Raw genomic sequence first — 19,431 nt, 5'->3', positions numbered from 1 at the left:
ACTAAAATCACCTTTTTTATCATAAAACCCCTTCTTCCCTCATATACTGTATTCTGTTGCAACACCCGTACTGCAAACTTGTGCATTTTTTCACAATTTATCTACAAACTATTCTCATCTTGCTGTATAATAATAATTCTGCCTTGAGCATTCTCCAAATTCTTATGCTTAAGCTACAGCTTTCTTTTCATAACAGATGCACACATGAAAGGAGATGAATTAATGATTTTAAAAGCGTTAAAGAAAAACAAACATGTAACCGTGAATTATTACGAAAATGGCCTGCTTCAAACCTTCAAAGGAAAAATCCAAAATTTAAACCTAACCGACCAAACCCTCTCCCTACGAGATGAAAAACAAAACATTTTTTCCATTCGTTTGTCTGGCATTAAAGAAATTTATTAACAAAAAAGATCCTGAAGAACTCTTCTAGGATCTTTTTTTGTATTTTTTATCCATTAATTATTGAAAAATAATCCAATTAATGTTAAATTAACTTTACATAATGTTAAATCAACTTAACAAATTTATTAAAAAGTCAGCGGGGGATCATATTGACTCTTATTAATCACGTAAAAGAGCTTAGAGCTAAACATGGATATACGCAAGGAGATTTAGCTGAAAAAGTTGGAGCCACTCGCCAAACCATCGCAGCTATTGAAAAGGGAAATTACGTTCCTTCCCTACTACTTGGTTTAACAATTTGTGATGTCTTTCAATTAAAAATGGAAGATGTTTTTACACTTCAAAAGGAGGAGAAAAATGTTGAGTAATGTTATTAAATCTTATTTGTTGAATGTAGTGTCTCTGTTGTGCGTAGGTTGGTTTTTATATGATTTTTTAAGCCTAAATATTCAATTTAGTGAAGTTATGACCCACCCTGAACCCCCGTGGGAAATTACTATGTCTATAGGGTCTTTTGCTTCTTTAATTGTGCTTTTAATCGTCTCATTTTTTTACTACCGCGCGCGTAAAAAGACGAAGAATGTTTCGCCTTTATTGTTCCCTTTTGAATTTGCAGAAGAAGATGAACGTGAAAAGATGATAACAGCAGAAGCTTGTAAGAAAGCCTTTGTTTTTCTCCTATTTTCTATTCCTATAGGTGCTATATTAATAGCTTTTTATCCGCTGCTACCTAATTCTTTTAGCTTCTATCCCATTGCCGTTCTTTTGCTTCTTTCTCTTGTGCAGTTAACGGTTTATTACGTATCAATTAGTAAGATTTACCGCTGATTAAAAAAAGGTTGTTCTAAAAAGAACAACCTTTTTTTAATCTAATAATTCGCTGAATTCCCCCACAAAAATAATCCGCCCTACATCTATTTCACTATTTTTTCACTTTCTCTGTCTATATTGAACTATAACAATTGAACGATGTATGTTACCTTCCATTGCAGTTTTTCTTCAGTGTTCAGTTGCAAAATAGGAAAGATAAAAGGAGCATATCAATGGCAGCTAATAAATGGACAAAATGGATGGTTGGTTTATCGAGCGTTGCTGCATTTACCACTTTTGTAGGACTTTCTCAAAAATATGATCAAACAAATTCAACAGCTACAGCACTAAATAACGATACATCAGCCAGTAATTCATCGCAAACCCAAACGGAAGATGAGACGGACCTATTTCCAAATTCAGGACCTGACTCCAATACGGACAATGGAACTAACGGGCAAGATCAGTGGTCAAATGACAGTTCTAATGAGCAAAGTGATCAATGGTCAGACGATGATTCGAGTAATCAGCAAGACCAGTGGTCAAATGATAATTCCTCCAATGGCCAGGATAACTGGGGGAATAATAATGATTCCTCTATGCAATCAAGACCTTCTTAAGGATGTGATGTAATGAGCTACTCATTTAAAGCGATGAATACCGAATTTAATGTATATCAGCTGGAAACACCTGTAATCAAAAAAGTGGAGAGCTGGTGTTATCTTGTAGAAGAAACCCTAAGCCGCTTTCTTCCAACAAGCGAGCTTTCACAGCTTAATTCGCTGAACGGAAGATTATTTTTACCGTCAAAAATGTTGTATGAAGCTGTAAAAACAGCCTCTTACTATTACAATGAGACAAACGGAATTTTCAACCCATTTCTTTATCATTCTATTCAAACTCTAGGATATAACCAAAGTTTTGAACAACTGCCTAACAATCAGCTTCCTCAAGAAATAGCAGCTTTTGATGCTGTTAACCCTATTATGATTCACAAAGGAATGAGAAGTATTCAGCTTGCTTCTAATGTCGGTCTGGATTTAGGCGGAATCGCAAAAGGTTGGAGCATTCAGCAAATGGCGAATCAATTAAAGAAAAAAGGAACTTCACTTGGTGGAATCGATGGAGGGGGTGATATTGTAACGTGGGGGCCTGCTAGCAAGCACTGGTCCATTGCGCTCTCTCATCCATTTGATTTATCAAAAAATCTCATGAGTATTAAAGTAAAGAGCAACAGCGGCATTGCCACAAGCAGTGTGGGCAAGCGATTGTGGAAAGTAAATGGACACACTCACCATCATATTATTGACGGCAGAATCAGCAAGCCTAGTTCATCAGAGCTTCTGCAAGTAACGGTTGTTTCAGAAGACTTGACCGTTTCTGAAGTCTATGCAAAATGCATGCTTATTCTCGGGTGGGACGCCGGATTAAGATTAGCTAAAATGCATCACCCTTCTTTAGAGGTAATTGCGGTTACAAAAGAAGGCGAAGTGTTAATCGAAAAAAATGTGAAAGGTCAGGTATACCATTATGGCTACTCTCCTCGCGCAATTTAGTGCCCACTTTCCCGTTTGGAATACCATTCGGGCAGCCGGCTTAACTTCTTATTTGCTCATGTTTGTATCGGTTGCCGCTGGCATTTCTCACAGCTTTTCATTTTTTAAACCAAAACGAAAAAAACAGCTTTTGCTGGTTCATCAATCATCAGGGTGGTTCGGATTATTATTTGGCATGATTCACGGACTTGTTTTATCATTGGATCAATCTATTCATTTTTCACTTTCTGACATTTTAATTCCGTTCACTTCCGATTACAAACCAATTAGCACAGGTCTTGGTACTATTTCACTCTACATTTTATTTGTACTGATTATCACATCCGATTTTATAAGACAGCTGGGGAGAAAAACATGGAAAGCCATTCATTTTCTTGCTTTTCCAGGCTATTTGCTCGCACTGTATCACGGCATTACTTCTGGAACAGATACACAGCAGCCGCTTATTCTTGGGATGTACAGCATCACTGGCTGCATCGTTTTGATTTTGCTTTTTTTACGAATTCAACACCAGTCATCAGCTCCTAAGAATCCCAAAAAAGCTCAGGAAAACTAAAAAACGCACTCTATCATAGAGTGCGTTTTTTCTTATCCGCGTCCTGCTTGGAATGATGGGTACTGTGTCATACCGCCGTCAGCAAAGAGTGTAATCCCTGTTACATAACTTGCCTCTGAAGAAGCTAGCCATGCAGCAACCGCTGCAATTTCTTCCGGCTCTCCAATGTATCCCATTGGAATCATGCTTTCTACATCTGCACGCTGCTCAGGATCAGCAAATTTCTCAGCGTTAATCGGTGTATTAATCGCTCCCGGTCCAATGTTATTTACACGAATACCTTTTGGAGCGTATTCTAATGCAAGTGTTTCGGTCATGAGCTTCATTCCGCCTTTACTTGCTGCGTAATGAACAAATAATGGCCAAGGAATTTTCTCGTGAACACTCGACATGTTAATAACTGTTCCCTTAATATCATTTTCCACAAAATATTTAATCGCTTCACGGCTGCCTAAAAATGCTCCCGTTAAGTTCGTATCAATGACTTTATTCCAATCGCTTAAAGACATTTCATGAGACGAAACCGGATTTTCCATTCCTGCGTTATTAATCATAACGTCTAGCTTTCCAAATTCTTTAATAGCAGATTGAACTAAATTGATCACATCAGACTCAACTGTTACATCACCTTTGACGGCAATAGCCTCTCCGCCCACTTTTTTAATTTCTTCTAAAACGCTGTTAGCTTCTTCTTCTTTCGAACGATAGTTCACAACTACTTTAGCTTTTTCTGTCGCAAAACGAATCGCCATTGCTTTTCCTAAACCGGTAGATGAACCTGTTATGACAACTACTTTTCCTTCTAAATCTTTATACATTGCTAATAACCTCCTAGTTAGCTTTTGGCGAGCCCTAACATGACTCCTGCTATGATAATCAATATAATCCCAATAATAATCCCAACTAGCTGACGCTTCGTTTTCTTCTCACCTAAAATAATGATTCCGCCTAATGTTGAAATGACGATTCCCATTTGGGAAAGCGAAAAGCTTGTCGCTACACCCACTTTAGGTTGTGAGATGAATAAAAACATATTACCAGCGGCCCAAATAAGACCTGGGATAATGTTGCGAATTGCATATTTATTAAATGGCTTATGCTTAAACGTCAGCAATACTCCTCCAATAACCATACCAATCGCTTGAGGTAATAAGGCCGACCATCCGTCTACATTAAATAGACGGGCTATTACAACATAAACTAAATAACCAACGGTTGAAATTAATAAAATAACAATTCCTTTTTTGAAGTTTCCTTTTCCTTCTTCAGCCTCTTTCTCTTCTTTGCTTTGAAGTGATGCTAAAACAATCCCTACAATAATAAAGATAAGAGCGAGCACACCAAGAATGATTGAAGTTTTTGTAGACCACTCGTGAAACACAATTACTCCAAATAATGAAGTGGAAACTAACTGAAGCCCAGTTGAAATAGGCATCGTTTTAGAAACTCCAATTAAATCAATACTTTTCAGCTGATTACTTTGTCCAACTGCCCAAAATAGCCCCGATACAACTCCAACCCCAAAGATTAAAGGTGTAAACGTAGGGTGTACAAAAATATAAATACCGATGGAGAAAATCAAAGCTCCCAATGTGGTTCCAAGCGTTTGACTATAAGGTCCTCCGCCTAGTTTCACATTAAAAAGCACAATGCTTCCCCAAAATATGGCTGGTAAGACGGCTAAAAATATGTCCATGTTTCAAAACCTTCCTGTGTTAAAATTAAATGTCAAAGTGCATATTCCCCAATTTTTCCGCCATTAATCCCTTTTCAGGGACATTTTATGGATTAATGACCGCACGAAATATTCTTTGGGTAGCGAAAACTGTATACCTTAATTTGTTCTAGGAGAGAAAAAGATATACTTTCTAACGCAAAAAAACAGCTTTTCCAAATAAAAGCTGTTCTGTATGGTTTAATTTATTTTTAACATATAGCGATTAATAGGTCTCCCCACTCTGCCGTATTCAACTGATAATTTCAGCTCGTTTTCCTGTTCTAAAAACTCTAAATACCTTCTTGCTGTAACACGCGCAATTCCTACGCCGTCCGCCACTTCTTCAGCAGAAATTGGATGATTTTGTTCGGAAAGATATTGTTGTATCCTCCTTAACGTAACCGCATTTAGCCCCTTGGGAAGCAAATCGGCTTTTTCTTCGAATTGCTGAAACAGCATAGAATCTAATTCAGACTGAGTAATATGTTCTTTTTGACTTATTTTAACTTGAAACGAACGATACTGCTCAAGCGCTTGCTTCATTCGTTCAAACTTGAACGGTTTCATAATATAATCCACAGCGCCATATTGAAGAACTTTGCGTACGGTTTCAATATCACTTGCAGCCGTAACTGCTATCACGTCTGTTTTATAGCCATTTGCTCGAATTTGCTGTAAGGTGGTTAAGCCATCTTGACTAGGCATATACATATCAATAATCGTTAAATCAGGCTGATGCTGTTTAATGAGCTGTACCCCCTCTAAACCATTCGAAGCTGCAGCGATAACGGTGAACCCTTCAACTTGTTCAATAAATTGGCGGTTCACTTCTTGTACCATAGGATCGTCTTCTATGAGAAGCACGGTCCATGCTTTTTTATTCATTTCCCACTCCCCCTATAAAAAGAATGTAATGATAAAAGTCGTTCCAACATCTAATTCTGACTCTACTTCGATCTGACCGTTTCCTTTTTCAACAATTTGTTTTACTAAATGCAAACCAATTCCTCTATTTTCCTTTGCTTTGGTTGAAAAACCTTCATCAAAGATTCTCGCTACCTGATCCTCATTCATGCCACACCCGTTATCTTCAACTAATATAGAAAGAATGCCGTCATTTTGTTCCATACTTATATAGATCTTCCGTTCACGACGCTCCATATGTTGATACGAATCAAAAGCGTTCTCAATTAAGTTACCAATAATAATCACAAAATCATGATGATCTAAGTAAGGAGGAAATGAGTGAAGCTCGCTGTGGCGATCGATAGCTAACTCAATTCCAAGTTCTTTGGCACGGCTGACTTTGCTCAACAGCAATCCCGATATACTTTCATCTTTAATATGCTTATGAAGAAATTGGGTGAGCTCTTCTTGCTGTTCAGACACTTGAAAAACATACTGAAGAGCCTTGTCTTTATTTCCAAGTTGGATAAGCCCTGCAATCGTATGAAGTTTATTCATGTATTCATGGTTTTGAACTCTAAGAGCGCTTACAAATGATTTAACTCCTGTTAACTCTTCAGCTAATTTTTTAACTTCCGTTCTGTCTTGAAAAACAGCGACCGCACCGACTGTGTGATTATTAACCTTAATCGGCACACGATTGCTTAAAATATTCAAATTTCGAACTTGAAGCTCTCGATTATAAACAGGCTGATTAAGCTGCAGAATTTCTGGAAGCCTTGTATCTGGAATCACATCATAGATCTTTTTTCCAATTACCTCATCGGGTACATCCATCATAATTTTCGCTTTATGATTAAAAATAGTGATGTTCTCCTCTTTATCAATGGCAATGACTCCTTCATGCATGGCATTAAAGGTCTCCGTTCGTTCTACGAACAAACGAGCAATTTCATGAGGTTCAAGTTCAAACATCTCTTTTTTGATACGAGATGCAAGCGCCCACGCTCCCCATCCTCCAAAGAAAAGAGCAAGACCTGAGATAAGAAAGATTTCTTTTTTTAAACTTAAAATGACCTCTGTAAATTTCGGAAGAAGATAGCCTGAGACAACCACTCCTACTTGTTCATGCTGATCGTTTACAACGGGCACAAAAGAGCGAATGACCATTCCGCCTTCTCCTTTTGCTTTATCGGTATAGGTATGTTCTGCAAACGCCTGTCCCTCATCATCTCCTTTAGAGGTTTTTCCAACCATGCTTTGCAAAGGGTGAGACAAACGTTCATGATTCATATTCATAACCACTACATAATAAGCACCGTGAATAATGCGAATCGGCTCTACAATTTGATTAATGTTCTTACTATCTTTTTCAATTTTTTCTCGAATTTCAGGCATTTCAGCAACTGTTCTCGAAGTGATTAAAGCCCTTTGCTCTAAATCATTTTCTTTTGACTGTACAAAATTATTAATTACCACGATACTTGCTAAAAACAACGAAAAGGCCACGATAAAAAAGATTAACCCCGTCATTTTCGTTTGCATCGATAAGCGCATCATAGCGGAACACCTACTGCTGATTGAAGTTTATTTTAATTTTACCACGTTGAGAAATTGCGTGTTAGAATATTTGTAGAGAAAAATTATTGAATCGTGGGGTTGGACATTTTGAAGATGTTTATAGGGGCAAGTATCATTGTTAGCGTTTTCTTGATGATCTATGTTTTTTTGCAGTATACGGTTATAAATCAGGATAATGTGTATCATGACGATGAGCAAAAAGGATTAAATAAGCAAATTGTGATTAATTTTAGCCACGTGGTAGCTGAAAATACTCCAAAAGGCTTAGCCGCTCAAAAATTTGCTGAAATCGTTAATCAAAAATCGGATGGTAAAGTTAAAATTGAAGTATATTCAAACGGCGTATTGTATTCAGACGACGAAGAACTTGCCGCCCTTCGCCGAAATGATGTACAAATGATTGCACCTTCCATTTCAAAGCTAAGCGACCTCTCCTCTACGTGGCAACTTTTTGATCTTCCCTTCATTTTCGATGATTACAGCGAGGCAAAACAAGTGTTTACCGGTAAAATCGGACAGGATTTGTTGAGTACGCTGCAAGAGAAAAACATTAAAGGGCTTGCTTTATGGAGCAACGGCTTTAAACAAATGACTAGCAATACGAAACCTTTGCTCCATCCAGCAGATTTTCAAGGTCAAACATTTCGCATTATGCCAAGTGAAGTAATCAAAAAACAATTTGAACTTCTTGGCGCCAAGCCTCAGGCTGTCTCGTTTAATAAAGTATATCAATCCCTTGAACGACAGGAATTTGATGGACAGGAAAATACCATTTCTAATATTTATTCAAAACGTTTGTACGAGCTGCAAAAATATATGACCATCAGCAACCATGGATACTTGGGCTACGCTGTTCTAATGGATAAAAAGTATTGGGACAGCCTCCCTGAAGATGTAAAACAACTATTAAGTGATGCAATGGTAGAAACAACTAACTGGATTTGGACTCAATCAAAAATGATGAACGATGAACAGCTGCAGCAAATAAAAAATAAATCTGGCATGCGCGTTTATTACTTAAATGATTTACAAAAAGCTGAATGGAAAAAACAGTTTAACTTTCTTTATCAATCGTTTGAAAACAATGCCACAAAACAAACGCTTGATATCATTCAACAAATAAAAAATATCGAAAGCAAAAAGTGATGACTATATGTTCATCACTTTTTTTGACCAAAATGACCAAAAAGAACATTATCACCAGAAATATAAATAGTTAAAATTATCAGTTAATATAAGGATAAGAATAATGTAAACGTTAACAAAAACATTCTCGAAAGGAGCATTACGTATGAAATTAAGTTTTAAAAATCTAACTGTTCAAGTTGTTATCGGTATCCTTCTTGGTATTGCAATTGGCTTCATGTTTCCTGAATTTGGAGCTAAATTAAAAGTATTGGCTGATATCTTCATTAAATTAATTAAGATGGTGATTGCCCCAATTATTTTCTTAACAGTGGTCATCGGTATCGGAAGCATGGGAGATTTAAAGAAAGTGGGACGAATTGGAGGTAAAGCTCTTTTATACTTTGAGATTGTCACTACTTTTGCCTTAGCAATTGGAATTATCGTTGTAAACTTTATCAAACCTGGGGCTGGCTTTAATATCAATGGCGCAAGCGGAGCTGATGTTACTCAATATACGCAGCAAGCAGCTGAAGCGGAGCATGGCTTTATGGAGTTTATCATGGGAATTATTCCAGACAGCGTATTTGGCGCAATGGCAAATGGTGAATTATTGCCAATCTTATTCTTTGCCGTACTATTTGGAATGGCTACAGCTACACTCGGCGAAAAAGCGGCTCCTGTCATTACATTCTTTGAACGCTGTACAGATATTTTCTTTGGAATTGTTAATATGATTATGAAACTTTCACCTATTGCCGCGTTTGGAGCGATGGCTTATACGATCGGTAACTTTGGAATAGGCTCTCTTCAAAAACTCGGTTTCTTAATGGGATCTGTTTACATTACTATGTTCTTATTTATTGTATTTGTACTTGGAACCATTGCTAAGATTTATGGATTTAATATTTTTAAATTCATTGCTTTTATTAAAGAAGAAATTCTACTTGTATTAGGTACGTCTTCTTCGGAATCTGCACTGCCAAAAATGATGGACAAAATGGAGAAGTACGGATGTTCAAAATCTGTAGTAGGACTTGTCATTCCAACTGGTTACTCATTTAACCTAGATGGAACAGCAATCTACTTATCAATGGCTGCTATCTTTATCGCTCAAGCGTATGGAGTCGACCTGTCGTTAATGCAAGAGATTACGCTACTTGGTATTTTAATGTTAACGTCTAAAGGAGCTGCCGGAGTTACTGGCTCTGGATTTATTACACTAGCAGCTACGCTTGCTGCATTCCCGATGATTCCAGTTGAAGGAATCGCGCTGTTAATTGGGGTAGACCGCTTTATGTCGGAAGCTCGTGCCATTACAAACTTAATTGGAAATGGTGTAGCAACTGTAGTTGTATCGAAAATGGAAAATGAATTTCATCCTCCTGTAGAAACAGTACAAGACGTTAATTCCGCACCTCCATTAGCTAAGTAATAAAAAAAGAGGTTGAGACATAGCCAGATGAATTCAATCTAAAGACGAATAAATGGGATACATGAGCTGAACCGCTTATGACACCGCAGTTGATTTCCGTACAAGACTTCGCTTTCCGCGGGCGGCCGATGAGCCTCCTCGTCGCGTACGCTCCTGCGGGGTCTCATCTGTTCCGCTTTTCCCGCAGGAGTCTTCGCCTTGTCCTCCAATCAACTGCTAGATGGATCTAAACAAATGAAGCCTACGTTCATCCCAACAAAAAAACGAATCACTAATCAAAATGTTTGATTAGTGGTTCGTTTTTCACTTCATCTTAAATACTTTTGTCCCAACCTCTTTTTTAGGATTAATGCGTTTCTTTTTTAGAACGTCCGCTAAGTTTCCCAACAACAACAACTAAAATAGCTAACAAAATAGGAATAATCGTATGCAAATGCGGATTTAACCCTTCTAATACGTGTCCCACCGCTTTGTCTTTAAAGATCATTTCACCAGCAGTATAGCCAAGAAGCGCTGCTCCAGCAATGATGATAATTGGGAATTTTTCCATAATTTTCATTAAAAGCTGACTTCCCCAAATGATTAACGGAATGCTGATAACAAGACCAAGGATAATGAGTAGAATACTGCCGTTAGCCGCACCCGCAACCGCTACTACGTTATCTAAACTCATAACAAGATCCGCTATAATAATTGTTTTAATAGCACCTGCTAGAGTTGAATTCGCTTTAATATCTCCGTCATCTTCACCTTTTAAAAGACTAATCGCAATCCATAGAAGAAGCAGGCCTCCGATGAAATTTAAAAATGGAATTGTTAATAAATAGACAGCGACAAACGTTAGCCCTACACGTAATACAACCGCTCCTAATGTACCGAAAACAACCGCTTTGTTTCGATGCTCGTCCGGAAGATTCCGACAAGCTAAAGCAATCACGACTGCGTTATCGCCACTCAGTACAATGTTAATCAGTAAAATTTCTAAAAGATTTAAAATAAAACTCTGATCCATAAAAAAACTCCTTGATTGATTTTTATTAGTCTATTTCTCTATCTCTTATTTCATTACTAGAAATAGAGAACTAAAACTCTATCAATATAACCCGTTCTTACCCTTTAATGAAAAGAAGTAGTTATTTCACTAACAGTATTTTATCACTAAAAAGAAATTTGAAATAGGTATTTGTAAAGGAAAAGTCAGTTCATTACAATAAATCAAACCTTATCCTTTATCTTTCATCTATTTTTCACCATCGCTCTCTACTATTAGTAGCAGGAGAGCATTTATAAAAAATAGAGTGATTTTTATAAATAATACAAGCCTCCAATGCTTCTTCGTTATTTTGTAGTTTTTCGTCAGCTACGATATAAGAAAGGAGAAAATAGGTATGATTTTAAAAGCGCTAAAAACAAATAAATTATTAACTATTAACTATCAAAACAACGGTTTTGTTCAAACGGTAAAAGGTTATATTCAAAACTTAAACTTACTCGAACAAACTCTTCTATTAAAAGATGAAAATCAGCATGTACGATCACTTCGCCTATCAAGTATTATAAGAATATTTATTGATAAAAAAAAGAAGAGATTGAGAGATAACTACACCAATCAACCGCTAGAAGCAGCTAAATAGAGTACATTCACGTTATCATAACCATAAAAAGATCCGAACGCTTCATCGTTCGGATCTTTTTTCAACTAAATAAAAAACTTTTGTCCTATCCTCTTGTTATTTAACTCACTGTATGACGTGCGATTACTTCTTTAATTGATTCATATACAATTTCAACCATTGTTTTTAATTCTTCGTTTGTCATTGAAAGAATAGGCATCATCGTAATCACAGGACCTAGCTCTCTAATAATTAAACCTTTTTGGCGAGCGGCTAAAATAATGTCTCCCATCACTTTTTTATCTCCAAAAATCGATTTTGTTTGACGGTCTTTCACAATCTCGATTCCTGCCATTAAACCTCGTTGTCTAATGTCTCCCACATTAGGCAGTTCATAAAGCTTTAATAGATAGCGTTTAAAAACTTTTTCCTTTTCTTTTACACTACGGATTAATTCTCTTTCTTCTATCAGTTCAATATTTTTAAGCGCTACTGCACAGGCTAATTGATTTCCCGTATACGTATGGCCATGGAAGAACGTTTTATTTTCATCCGGATGAGCTAAAAAAGCATTAAATATCTTTTCGCTTGTTAACGTAGCAGCAAGCGGCATATATCCTCCTGTTATCCCTTTTCCTACACACATAATATCCGGTACAACATCTTCTTGTTCACATGCAAACAGCGTTCCTGTTCGTCCAAATCCAACTGCTACTTCGTCACAAATCAGCAATACCCCGTACGCTTTGCACAGCAGCTCTACTTGTTTTAAAAAACCGGGAGGATGGGTAATAATACCCGCTGCTCCTTGCACAAGCGGTTCAATAATCAACCCGGCTACTTCTTCCCCTTTGTTCTGCAAGAGCTTCTCTAGCTGGTGAATACAGTAAGCTGAAGCTTGCTCTTCCGTTTCAAATCCTTCCATACGGTAAGTATAAGGAGAAGGTGCGGGAATTCGTTCAAACAGCAATGGCTTAAAGATGCGATGAAATAAATCCATGCCTCCTACACTGACTGCCCCGATTGTATCTCCGTGATATGCCTCATTCAATGAGATAAATTTACTTTTGTTTTTGTACTTTACAGAGTCGAGATTTTGCCAATATTGATAGGCAATTTTCAACGCAATTTCAACAGCGGCGGAGCCTGTATCAGAGTAGAAGACTTTCGATAAGCTGCCAGGAGTAATTTCCGCTAGCTTTTTGGCTAACAAAATGGATGGAACGTTTGCCGATCCAAGCAGCGTAGAATGCGCTAATCTTTCCACTTGTATATGTAAAGCTGTATTTAATTCCGGATCATTATGTCCATGCACGTTCACCCATAGAGAAGCGTATCCATCTAAATATTTGTTTCCCTCAACATCATATAAATAGCTTCCTTCTCCTCTTTCAATAATAAGAGGGTTGGATTGACGATAAGCTTTCATTTGTGTAAACGGATGCCATACATATTCTTTATCCCATTTCTCCAGCTCAGCTTTTTGATACGGCACAGTCAAACACCTCCTGAATATGTTGAATAACACTTTTTTGCCTCATCATTTTCTCAATATATGCATCTAACTCTTCATCGATATGTGTGAATACTGGAACGGTCATTAGAGATGATATTTGAAGCAGCTTTTCAATCGTTCGAACATTGTCGTTATGAATGATACTGCTGTGATTAAAACGATTAAAAATGAGTCCGTTGATTTTAAGGTGATGCTCACTTGCATATGAAAAGGTAGAAAGCGCATCATGAATAGCTCCTAATCCCGTCGTTCCAACAGCAATAACCGGCATTTGTGCATCTATGATCAAATCTTTTGTCATATAAAACGTTGTTTCCTCCTCAATTAAAGGCACGGCAAGACCTCCCGCTCCTTCTACGAGCACTACATCAAATTTCTTTTTTAATTCATTAATGCGTTTTAAGACGATTGAAGGCTCCACTTGCTTGTTGCTCAGTGCAATAGCCAAATGAGGAGACGTCTCCGGCTTTAACTGATAAATACCCGTATCTGCTACTCCAAGCCTTGTTTCAAACCAGTGAATATCTGGATAACCTCCAATTTCGTCTTGGTAGCCGGTTTGAAATGGTTTGCAAATTGTCGTTTTTATTCCTAGACGACCAAGTACTTTATACAAAATACTTGTAACCAGGGTTTTTCCAATATCTGTTCCAGTTCCCGTAATAAAATACGCTTTGCCCATTTTTTTCTCTCCTTTTTTTCTATGTCTTAGTTACCCCGCTTTGACCCGCTTTGATGACAAACGACTAAATTGAGGCTGCATTCGGTGAATCAGCACTGAACATAAAATACATAACAAAAGATCTCCAGGCATTGGCAAAACAGCTCCAAAAAGAAGTGTATCACTCAGTGAAAGAGGCTTTTCAATTATCCATTTCATTGCTCCGTAAAGCCAGAAGCAGCCGACTGCGTACACAATAGCTAACGTAGATAAATTAGCTGAAAAGATAGAAAAAGGTTTCTTTAAGTCATATTTTTGAATAAGGTAGCCGTTCATAAATGCACCCATAGCATAGCCAATTAAATAGCCAAACGTTGGTTTGAAGATATACCCTAAACCTCCTCCTTCTGCAAAAACCGGAACACCGATTAACCCAATACCTATGTAGCATAGCTGACTATACAAACCTAAACGCGGACCTAACAGCGCACCGGCTAAATAAACAGGAACAATTTGAAGAGTAAACGGTATGTAGGGAATAGGAATTTTTATAAATGCACCAATCGCCGTTAAAGCTGCAAATAAGGAAACATACGCCATTGTTTTCGGTTTCATATTCACCCTCCTTTCTCTTTTCATTGCTTTAAGTTTGCAATAATTTCTTTTTATTTGTCAACTTAATTTTATTCCGAGTTGACAAATAAACAATAAAAAAAGACGCAAAAACCTAGGCTTTTGCGTCTTTTGATTTTTATAAAATTACTTTTTTGTCGTCTTTAAGCTGCACTTCTTGACGGCTGATAGATAAATCAACTTTCTTTTTTACACGTGCATGATAATAAGCATAAAACAGCAGCGCTAGTGGAATACCGACATACAACGCCATTCGCTGTTCTGCATCAAATGCCATGCTTCCCAATACGATTGTATTTAATACTAATGCGATTAAAGGTAATACCGGGTAAAGAGGGACTTTAAATTTTAAATCCTCGATTTGCCCTCCTTGATTTATATATCTTTTTCTAAATGCAAGCAGTGATGCAGCAATCGTAATCCAGCCGATTTGTGCACCTAAACCCGCTGCAGAAATGAGCCATACAAATACTGTTTCTTGAGCAAAGAATCCTGAAAGTAAAGATAAAAGCGCAATGCCTAATGTTAAAAGCAGGGCATTCATCGGCACACCGCGTTTATTTACTTTCATGAAAGCTGAACTTGCCATGTTATCTTTTGACAATGAATACAGCATACGCGTTGCTGCATAAAGACCTGAGTTAGCTACAGATAACAGTGCCGTTAGGATAACAAAGTTCATAATATCTGCTGCATATGGAATACCAATTTGGTCAAATACAACAACAAATGGACTCTCAACTACGCCTGCTTTTTCAAGCGGAATCATACCCGCTAAGACAGCTACAGCTAGTACAAAAAATACAAGCGTTCTCCATACCGTTTGTTTAATGGCTCTTGGTACAGTCTTGTCTGGGTTTTCACTTTCCCCAGCCGCTACACCAATAAGCTCCGTGCCTTGGAATGAAAAGTTAACTGTAATCATGGTAATCAACACGGCACTAATTCCGTGAGGAAACACGCCATGAGCCGTATAATTAGAGAAAAGCGGTGCGCTGTCTCCATTACTTAGTGGAAGAAAACCAAACATAGCAGCTCCACCAAGCACGATAAATAAAATAATAGCTAACACTTTAATGCTGGCAAACCAAAACTCCGCTTCACCAAACGCTTTAGCTGACAGTGCATTTAATGAGAATAATAAAAGGGCAAATATAGCACACCAGATCCATACAGGAGAATCAGGAAACCATCTTTGCATAAGCTGACCTGCTGACAAAAATTCTAATGCAACCGTTACAGCCCAGCCCAACCAATATAACCATCCAAAAGCGAAACCAACACCAGGGCCAATAAATTTTGTTGTATATGTCTGAAACGAACCCGAAACTGGCATTGCTACTGCAAGTTCCCCTAAGCAAAGCATTGTTAAGTACATAATGAAGCCACCTACGATAAACGAAAGGATAGCTCCAATCGCTCCTGCTTGGCTAATCGTGTATCCTGTTCCTAAAAAGAACCCTGTACCGATAACCCCGCCGAGCGAAATCATAAACAAATGTCTGCTTTTCATCGTCTTTTTTAATTCATTTGTTTGCTGTTGTCCTTCTATCATATTAACGACATTTCCTTTCAACCTATTTATTACGAGATATTACCTAGAAAAAAATTAATAAACCTTTGTTTTCTATGCATATTTACTTACATATTTATGCGGTGTTCTCAATTTAAATGAAACAGCCTTTTGTAATCTTAACATAATGCTCACTAGATTTAAAATGTTTTTCTGCAAAAGTAAAATGAATTTTTCTTGAATAGTGTGATTTTCTTTTACTGTTGATATTCATAACCGTTTTTCTTTAAATGAATAGAGGATGCAACAAGAAAAAAGCTGTGCTTTCGAAGACGAAAGCACAGCTTTTTCACACTTTTTACCAAACAAACAATCCAACAATCATAGCACTTAATAACGAAACAGCGATACCGCTCACAAGCAGTTTCCATACGTTTTTTCCAATAATCGTTGATTTACCTTCTGATAACGTAGAATTATACGTCCCATAAATCATACCTACCGTACTGAAGTTAGCAAAAGATGTTAAGAATGTTGTAGCAACTGCAATCGTATGCGGTGGAAGTGTATCTAGATTTTTCTTCAAATCCATCATTGCCACGAATTCATTTGTTGCTAGCTTGATACCCATCAGCTGAGCTACGTACATTGCATCATGTCCCGTTAGCCCTAGTAAAAATGCGAATGGACTAAAGATATAAGAGAAAATCTTTTGTACAGTCAAGCCGTCTACGATAACGCCTAAAATACCGTTAAGCGCAGATGTAAGAGCTACATATCCAATAACCATCGCTAAAATAACAATAACCATGTTCATTCCGACTAACATACTGTTTGAAATGGTAGAGAAAAAGTCTTTTTTCTCCGACTTTGGCGGTACGTAAATCATATCTTCTTCTTTTGTAACATGAACTGGATTCAATAAGCTCACTAAAATAAGCGCGTTTAAACAGTTCAGTGGAATTGCTGTAAACACGTACGTAGCGGGAACCATCGTTAAATAAGCACCGATAATAGATCCGCTAATACTGCTCATACTCATAATTCCAAACGTAAGCAAACGGTTGTCTTTTAACACAGAAAGCTGATTACGAATAACCGCTAATGCTTCTGTATTTCCTAAAAACATCATTTGAATAGCGAAAAAGCTTTCTAATTTAGGCAAACGAGAAACTTTCGAAATGACCCAGCCTACTTTATCAATAATCCACGTTAAAATACCAAAGTAAGATAAAATATCAAAAAATGTCACGACAAAGATGATAGGCAGTAATGCACTGAAGAAAAAGTCAACCGTTTCATTTCCCATTACAGATGGGAACGCAAAAGCAATTCCATCGTTAGCACAGGAAATTAGCCAAGTAAAGAACGAAGCAATCTTATTAATAATCCATGTTCCGATTGAAGTTCCTAACATAAACCAAGTAATGAGGACTTCAACGACTAACAGTGAAGCAATTGGACGCCACTTTATCTCTTTCTTTTTAGGAGAACATAAAAAGACGACACCCATTACGACAAAAACGCCTAATAAATTTAATAAAAAGTACATGCAAGCCACTCCCAGGTGTGTATTTGAAAAACAAAAAAAGCTCTTACTTTTCATAAATTCTGACAATAACAGAAAGTATGAAAAGTAAGAGCTTTGAAAGAAGACTGTACTCATGAGAATACGCTCTTCTTTTTGCTGCTTATATCCAAACTTTCTTGTAGTCTAGTTTTTTACGGTTACTAGGTAGAGACTATCAGACCATATTACTGATAATATACAAGATCGTAATCTTAGCTGTATTCAATTGATATGAACAAATTCTACCCTTTATTTTTTTAATAATCAACACTTTAAAAGTTTTTCGGAATAATAAAATTGGTATGAAAATTCTATTTATTTATCACTTCTTTTGAACTACCCATCGGAAAATTACACAAAAAAAGTGAATTTAATCGTCCTTTCAACCCAATTATTTTCCTATTTTTGAAACAAAAAAATTGATTCTTTAATGAGTATGCTTAAATATCTACTTCGCTTTTCGTTTAATTCCTCAAAAAAAGATTTCATTTTTACGACTTGAGACGTAGAAAAAAATAATCCTGCTGTTCGTTGAAATTAAACGCTTTTCAATTTACACTTTATGGTAGAAGAAAACAAATTTAATTTAGGTAGAAAGCGGGTTATAACGTGAAAAAAATATTGGCTTTTATTTTAGTGATAGGTGGTACGGCAGTCCTCTTTTCTACTGCATTTGCACCTTCCTCTTGGTCGTTAAGTTCATTCAAGACGTCCAGGTCTGAAGCGGCGTTATCAAGTGATATTCAGCATATTCAAATTGACTCTCCCAGCATTAGTACAACTGTCGTGCCGCAAGATCGTCAAGATATTAAAACAAAAGTAGAAGGTAAAGGAAAAGTAGATGTAAAGCAAAATGGAGATACCCTAGTCGTCACTTATCAAAAAAGTCCTTTTCAATGGCTTTCTATTTTTTCAAATACAAAAGTGACAATCTGCATTCCTAGAGATTATCACCACAACCTTGCGCTTACGGTAGGTTCTGGGGACCTTCAAGTTGCTACACAGCCTGAGCAAGCGCTTCAGCTGAAAGATGTTTCGATTAAAGTAGGTTCTGGAAATGCAAGTATTTCAAACTTGAGGAGCACCTCTCTTCGTACGGATGTCAATTCTGGAGATTTACAGCTGAGTAATGTTGAAAGCCAAACAGCTAAATTTGCTGTAGGCTCTGGGGAAATTAAAGGAACAAACTATAAAGGAAAACTTCAGGCGCGCATTGGATCTGGTGATCTCTATATGGATTTTAAAAAGCTAGAAGAAGCGGTTTCTATAGATGTAGGATCTGGAGATGCCGTGCTGGTTCTTCCGAAAAGCGCTGGTTTTAAAGTGAATGGAAAAGTAAGCAGCGGTGATATAAACAATGACTTTAAGTTAAGCAATGCAACCGTAACAGAAGATGTATTAAAAGGAAAGCATGGAAATGGAAAATATCCTATTGATGCAGCTGTTTCAAGCGGAGAATTAACGTTAAAATCAAAATAAAACGAACACGGAAGTGTTCGTTTTATTTATGGTCTCACTGCAATATACCACGCTACTCCTACGATTGATCCTATGAATACGACTCCGTAAATAATAGATAAATTCACTATACTTTTCTTTTTAGATTTTCCGTAATCTTCATCTACTTTCTTTGCAGCACTGATCGTACCTGCAAGGGCAGCAACGCCGATAATAATGACAAGAAGCAATGCTAGTTTCATTCATTCTCTCCTCCATATTTCGGTGATTGAATAAGACTGAATACCAAGATGTTATTTATTTCATTTTAAGCAGCACGATTTAATCAGAATATGAAAGCGTTATATCTTCTCTTTCTATCATAAAGCTAAATTAT

At 37.0% G+C, this 19,431-nt stretch carries 22 protein-coding genes and 1 riboswitch; of the genes, 10 read left to right on the top strand and 12 right to left on the bottom strand.

Features of this window, described 5'->3' with window-relative positions; translation table 11 throughout:
* Positions 1 to 204: 204 nt before the first annotated feature.
* From OK414_RS04140 to OK414_RS04115, 6 genes are all read left to right on the top strand, one after another.
* Positions 205 to 405: a YolD-like family protein gene (locus OK414_RS04140; RefSeq protein WP_370881275.1), complete on the top strand. Its 201-nt coding sequence runs from the start codon at positions 205 to 207 to the stop codon at positions 403 to 405.
* Positions 406 to 554: 149 nt separating this feature from the next.
* Positions 555 to 773, top strand: coding sequence for a helix-turn-helix transcriptional regulator (locus tag OK414_RS04135; protein WP_013081870.1), 219 nt, complete (start codon positions 555 to 557; stop codon positions 771 to 773).
* Positions 763 to 1,233, top strand: a complete 471-nt coding sequence (locus OK414_RS04130) for a hypothetical protein (protein ID WP_034654174.1) — start codon at positions 763 to 765, stop codon at positions 1,231 to 1,233. Before OK414_RS04135 ends, OK414_RS04130 begins: the two co-directional genes overlap by 11 nt.
* A 215-nt stretch (positions 1,234 to 1,448) precedes the next feature.
* Positions 1,449 to 1,835: a hypothetical protein gene (locus tag OK414_RS04125; protein WP_016763140.1), complete on the top strand. Its 387-nt coding sequence runs from the start codon at positions 1,449 to 1,451 to the stop codon at positions 1,833 to 1,835.
* A gap of 12 nt (positions 1,836 to 1,847) precedes the next feature.
* Positions 1,848 to 2,771, top strand: coding sequence for an FAD:protein FMN transferase (locus tag OK414_RS04120; protein WP_034654180.1), 924 nt, complete (start codon positions 1,848 to 1,850; stop codon positions 2,769 to 2,771).
* A complete protein-coding gene (locus OK414_RS04115) occupies positions 2,746 to 3,327 on the top strand; it encodes a ferric reductase-like transmembrane domain-containing protein (protein WP_095380095.1) in 582 nt (193 codons plus the stop codon). Before OK414_RS04120 ends, OK414_RS04115 begins: the two co-directional genes overlap by 26 nt.
* Before the next feature lie 32 nt (positions 3,328 to 3,359).
* On the opposite strand, the gene gdh is transcribed toward OK414_RS04115, so the two are convergent.
* From gdh to OK414_RS04095, 4 genes are all read right to left on the bottom strand, one after another.
* Positions 3,360 to 4,145, bottom strand: coding sequence for a glucose 1-dehydrogenase (gdh, locus tag OK414_RS04110; protein WP_013055546.1), 786 nt, complete (start codon positions 4,143 to 4,145; stop codon positions 3,360 to 3,362).
* A 17-nt stretch (positions 4,146 to 4,162) separates the two neighbouring features.
* Positions 4,163 to 5,023, bottom strand: a complete 861-nt coding sequence (locus OK414_RS04105; protein ID WP_016763137.1) for a RhaT/GlcU family sugar-proton symporter — start codon at positions 5,021 to 5,023, stop codon at positions 4,163 to 4,165.
* A gap of 219 nt (positions 5,024 to 5,242) precedes the next feature.
* Positions 5,243 to 5,929 carry a response regulator gene (locus OK414_RS04100; RefSeq protein ID WP_013081863.1) on the bottom strand — a complete coding sequence of 229 codons (687 nt, stop codon included), beginning with the start codon at positions 5,927 to 5,929 and terminating at the stop codon, positions 5,243 to 5,245.
* A gap of 12 nt (positions 5,930 to 5,941) precedes the next feature.
* Positions 5,942 to 7,510: a sensor histidine kinase gene (locus OK414_RS04095; protein WP_016763136.1), complete on the bottom strand. Its 1,569-nt coding sequence runs from the start codon at positions 7,508 to 7,510 to the stop codon at positions 5,942 to 5,944.
* A 108-nt stretch (positions 7,511 to 7,618) separates the two neighbouring features.
* Between OK414_RS04095 and OK414_RS04090 the strand changes: the two genes are divergently transcribed.
* Positions 7,619 to 8,677: a DctP family TRAP transporter solute-binding subunit gene (locus OK414_RS04090; protein WP_263045693.1), complete on the top strand. Its 1,059-nt coding sequence runs from the start codon at positions 7,619 to 7,621 to the stop codon at positions 8,675 to 8,677.
* Positions 8,678 to 8,822: 145 nt separating this feature from the next.
* On the top strand, positions 8,823 to 10,091 hold the full coding sequence (locus OK414_RS04085) for a dicarboxylate/amino acid:cation symporter (protein WP_013081860.1): 1,269 nt from the start codon (positions 8,823 to 8,825) through the stop codon (positions 10,089 to 10,091).
* 75 nt (positions 10,092 to 10,166) lie between these two features.
* On the opposite strand, the gene OK414_RS04080 is transcribed toward OK414_RS04085, so the two are convergent.
* Together OK414_RS04080 and OK414_RS04075 are read right to left on the bottom strand one after the other, a co-directional pair.
* Positions 10,167 to 10,304 carry a hypothetical protein gene (locus OK414_RS04080; protein ID WP_165802478.1) on the bottom strand — a complete coding sequence of 46 codons (138 nt, stop codon included), beginning with the start codon at positions 10,302 to 10,304 and terminating at the stop codon, positions 10,167 to 10,169.
* A 133-nt stretch (positions 10,305 to 10,437) separates the two neighbouring features.
* Positions 10,438 to 11,103, bottom strand: coding sequence for a TerC family protein (locus OK414_RS04075; RefSeq protein ID WP_034654187.1), 666 nt, complete (start codon positions 11,101 to 11,103; stop codon positions 10,438 to 10,440).
* A gap of 376 nt (positions 11,104 to 11,479) precedes the next feature.
* Here OK414_RS04075 and OK414_RS04070 point away from each other — a divergent pair, with 376 nt between their 5' ends.
* Positions 11,480 to 11,725, top strand: a complete 246-nt coding sequence (locus OK414_RS04070) for a YolD-like family protein (protein ID WP_404932070.1) — start codon at positions 11,480 to 11,482, stop codon at positions 11,723 to 11,725.
* A 100-nt stretch (positions 11,726 to 11,825) separates the two neighbouring features.
* Here the strand turns inward: OK414_RS04070 and bioA are convergent, their stop codons facing one another.
* From bioA to OK414_RS04045, 5 genes are all read right to left on the bottom strand, one after another.
* The gene (bioA, locus tag OK414_RS04065) at positions 11,826 to 13,199 is read right to left on the bottom strand and encodes an adenosylmethionine--8-amino-7-oxononanoate transaminase (RefSeq protein WP_034654190.1); all 1,374 of its coding nucleotides are present in this window, start codon (positions 13,197 to 13,199) and stop codon (positions 11,826 to 11,828) included.
* Positions 13,180 to 13,902: a dethiobiotin synthase gene (gene bioD / locus OK414_RS04060; RefSeq protein ID WP_013055537.1), complete on the bottom strand. Its 723-nt coding sequence runs from the start codon at positions 13,900 to 13,902 to the stop codon at positions 13,180 to 13,182. Before bioD ends, bioA begins: the two co-directional genes overlap by 20 nt.
* A gap of 30 nt (positions 13,903 to 13,932) precedes the next feature.
* Positions 13,933 to 14,496 (bottom strand): biotin transporter BioY, encoded by a 564-nt coding sequence (locus OK414_RS04055; protein WP_013081856.1) that lies wholly within the window; start codon positions 14,494 to 14,496, stop codon positions 13,933 to 13,935.
* A gap of 136 nt (positions 14,497 to 14,632) precedes the next feature.
* Positions 14,633 to 16,069 carry an amino acid permease gene (locus OK414_RS04050; protein ID WP_013055535.1) on the bottom strand — a complete coding sequence of 479 codons (1,437 nt, stop codon included), beginning with the start codon at positions 16,067 to 16,069 and terminating at the stop codon, positions 14,633 to 14,635.
* A 316-nt stretch (positions 16,070 to 16,385) separates the two neighbouring features.
* Entirely contained in the window at positions 16,386 to 17,579 is a 1,194-nt protein-coding gene (locus tag OK414_RS04045; protein WP_013055534.1) for a NupC/NupG family nucleoside CNT transporter, read from the bottom strand.
* A gap of 138 nt (positions 17,580 to 17,717) precedes the next feature.
* Positions 17,718 to 17,819, bottom strand: a riboswitch (purine riboswitch).
* A gap of 387 nt (positions 17,820 to 18,206) precedes the next feature.
* On the opposite strand from OK414_RS04045, the gene OK414_RS04040 reads away from it, so the two are divergent.
* On the top strand, positions 18,207 to 19,076 hold the full coding sequence (locus OK414_RS04040; protein ID WP_034654199.1) for a DUF4097 domain-containing protein: 870 nt from the start codon (positions 18,207 to 18,209) through the stop codon (positions 19,074 to 19,076).
* Positions 19,077 to 19,102: 26 nt separating this feature from the next.
* Here the strand turns inward: OK414_RS04040 and OK414_RS04035 are convergent, their stop codons facing one another.
* The gene (locus tag OK414_RS04035) at positions 19,103 to 19,297 is read right to left on the bottom strand and encodes a hypothetical protein (protein ID WP_013055532.1); all 195 of its coding nucleotides are present in this window, start codon (positions 19,295 to 19,297) and stop codon (positions 19,103 to 19,105) included.
* Positions 19,298 to 19,431: the final 134 nt, after the last annotated feature.

It is taken from the genome of Priestia sp. JV24 (assembly GCF_025910025.1).
In the GTDB taxonomy this organism is placed as follows: domain Bacteria; phylum Bacillota; class Bacilli; order Bacillales; family Bacillaceae_H; genus Priestia; species Priestia megaterium.
The sequence above is the reverse complement of the archived record's forward strand: the minus strand, read 5'-3'. Positions and strand labels throughout refer to the sequence as shown.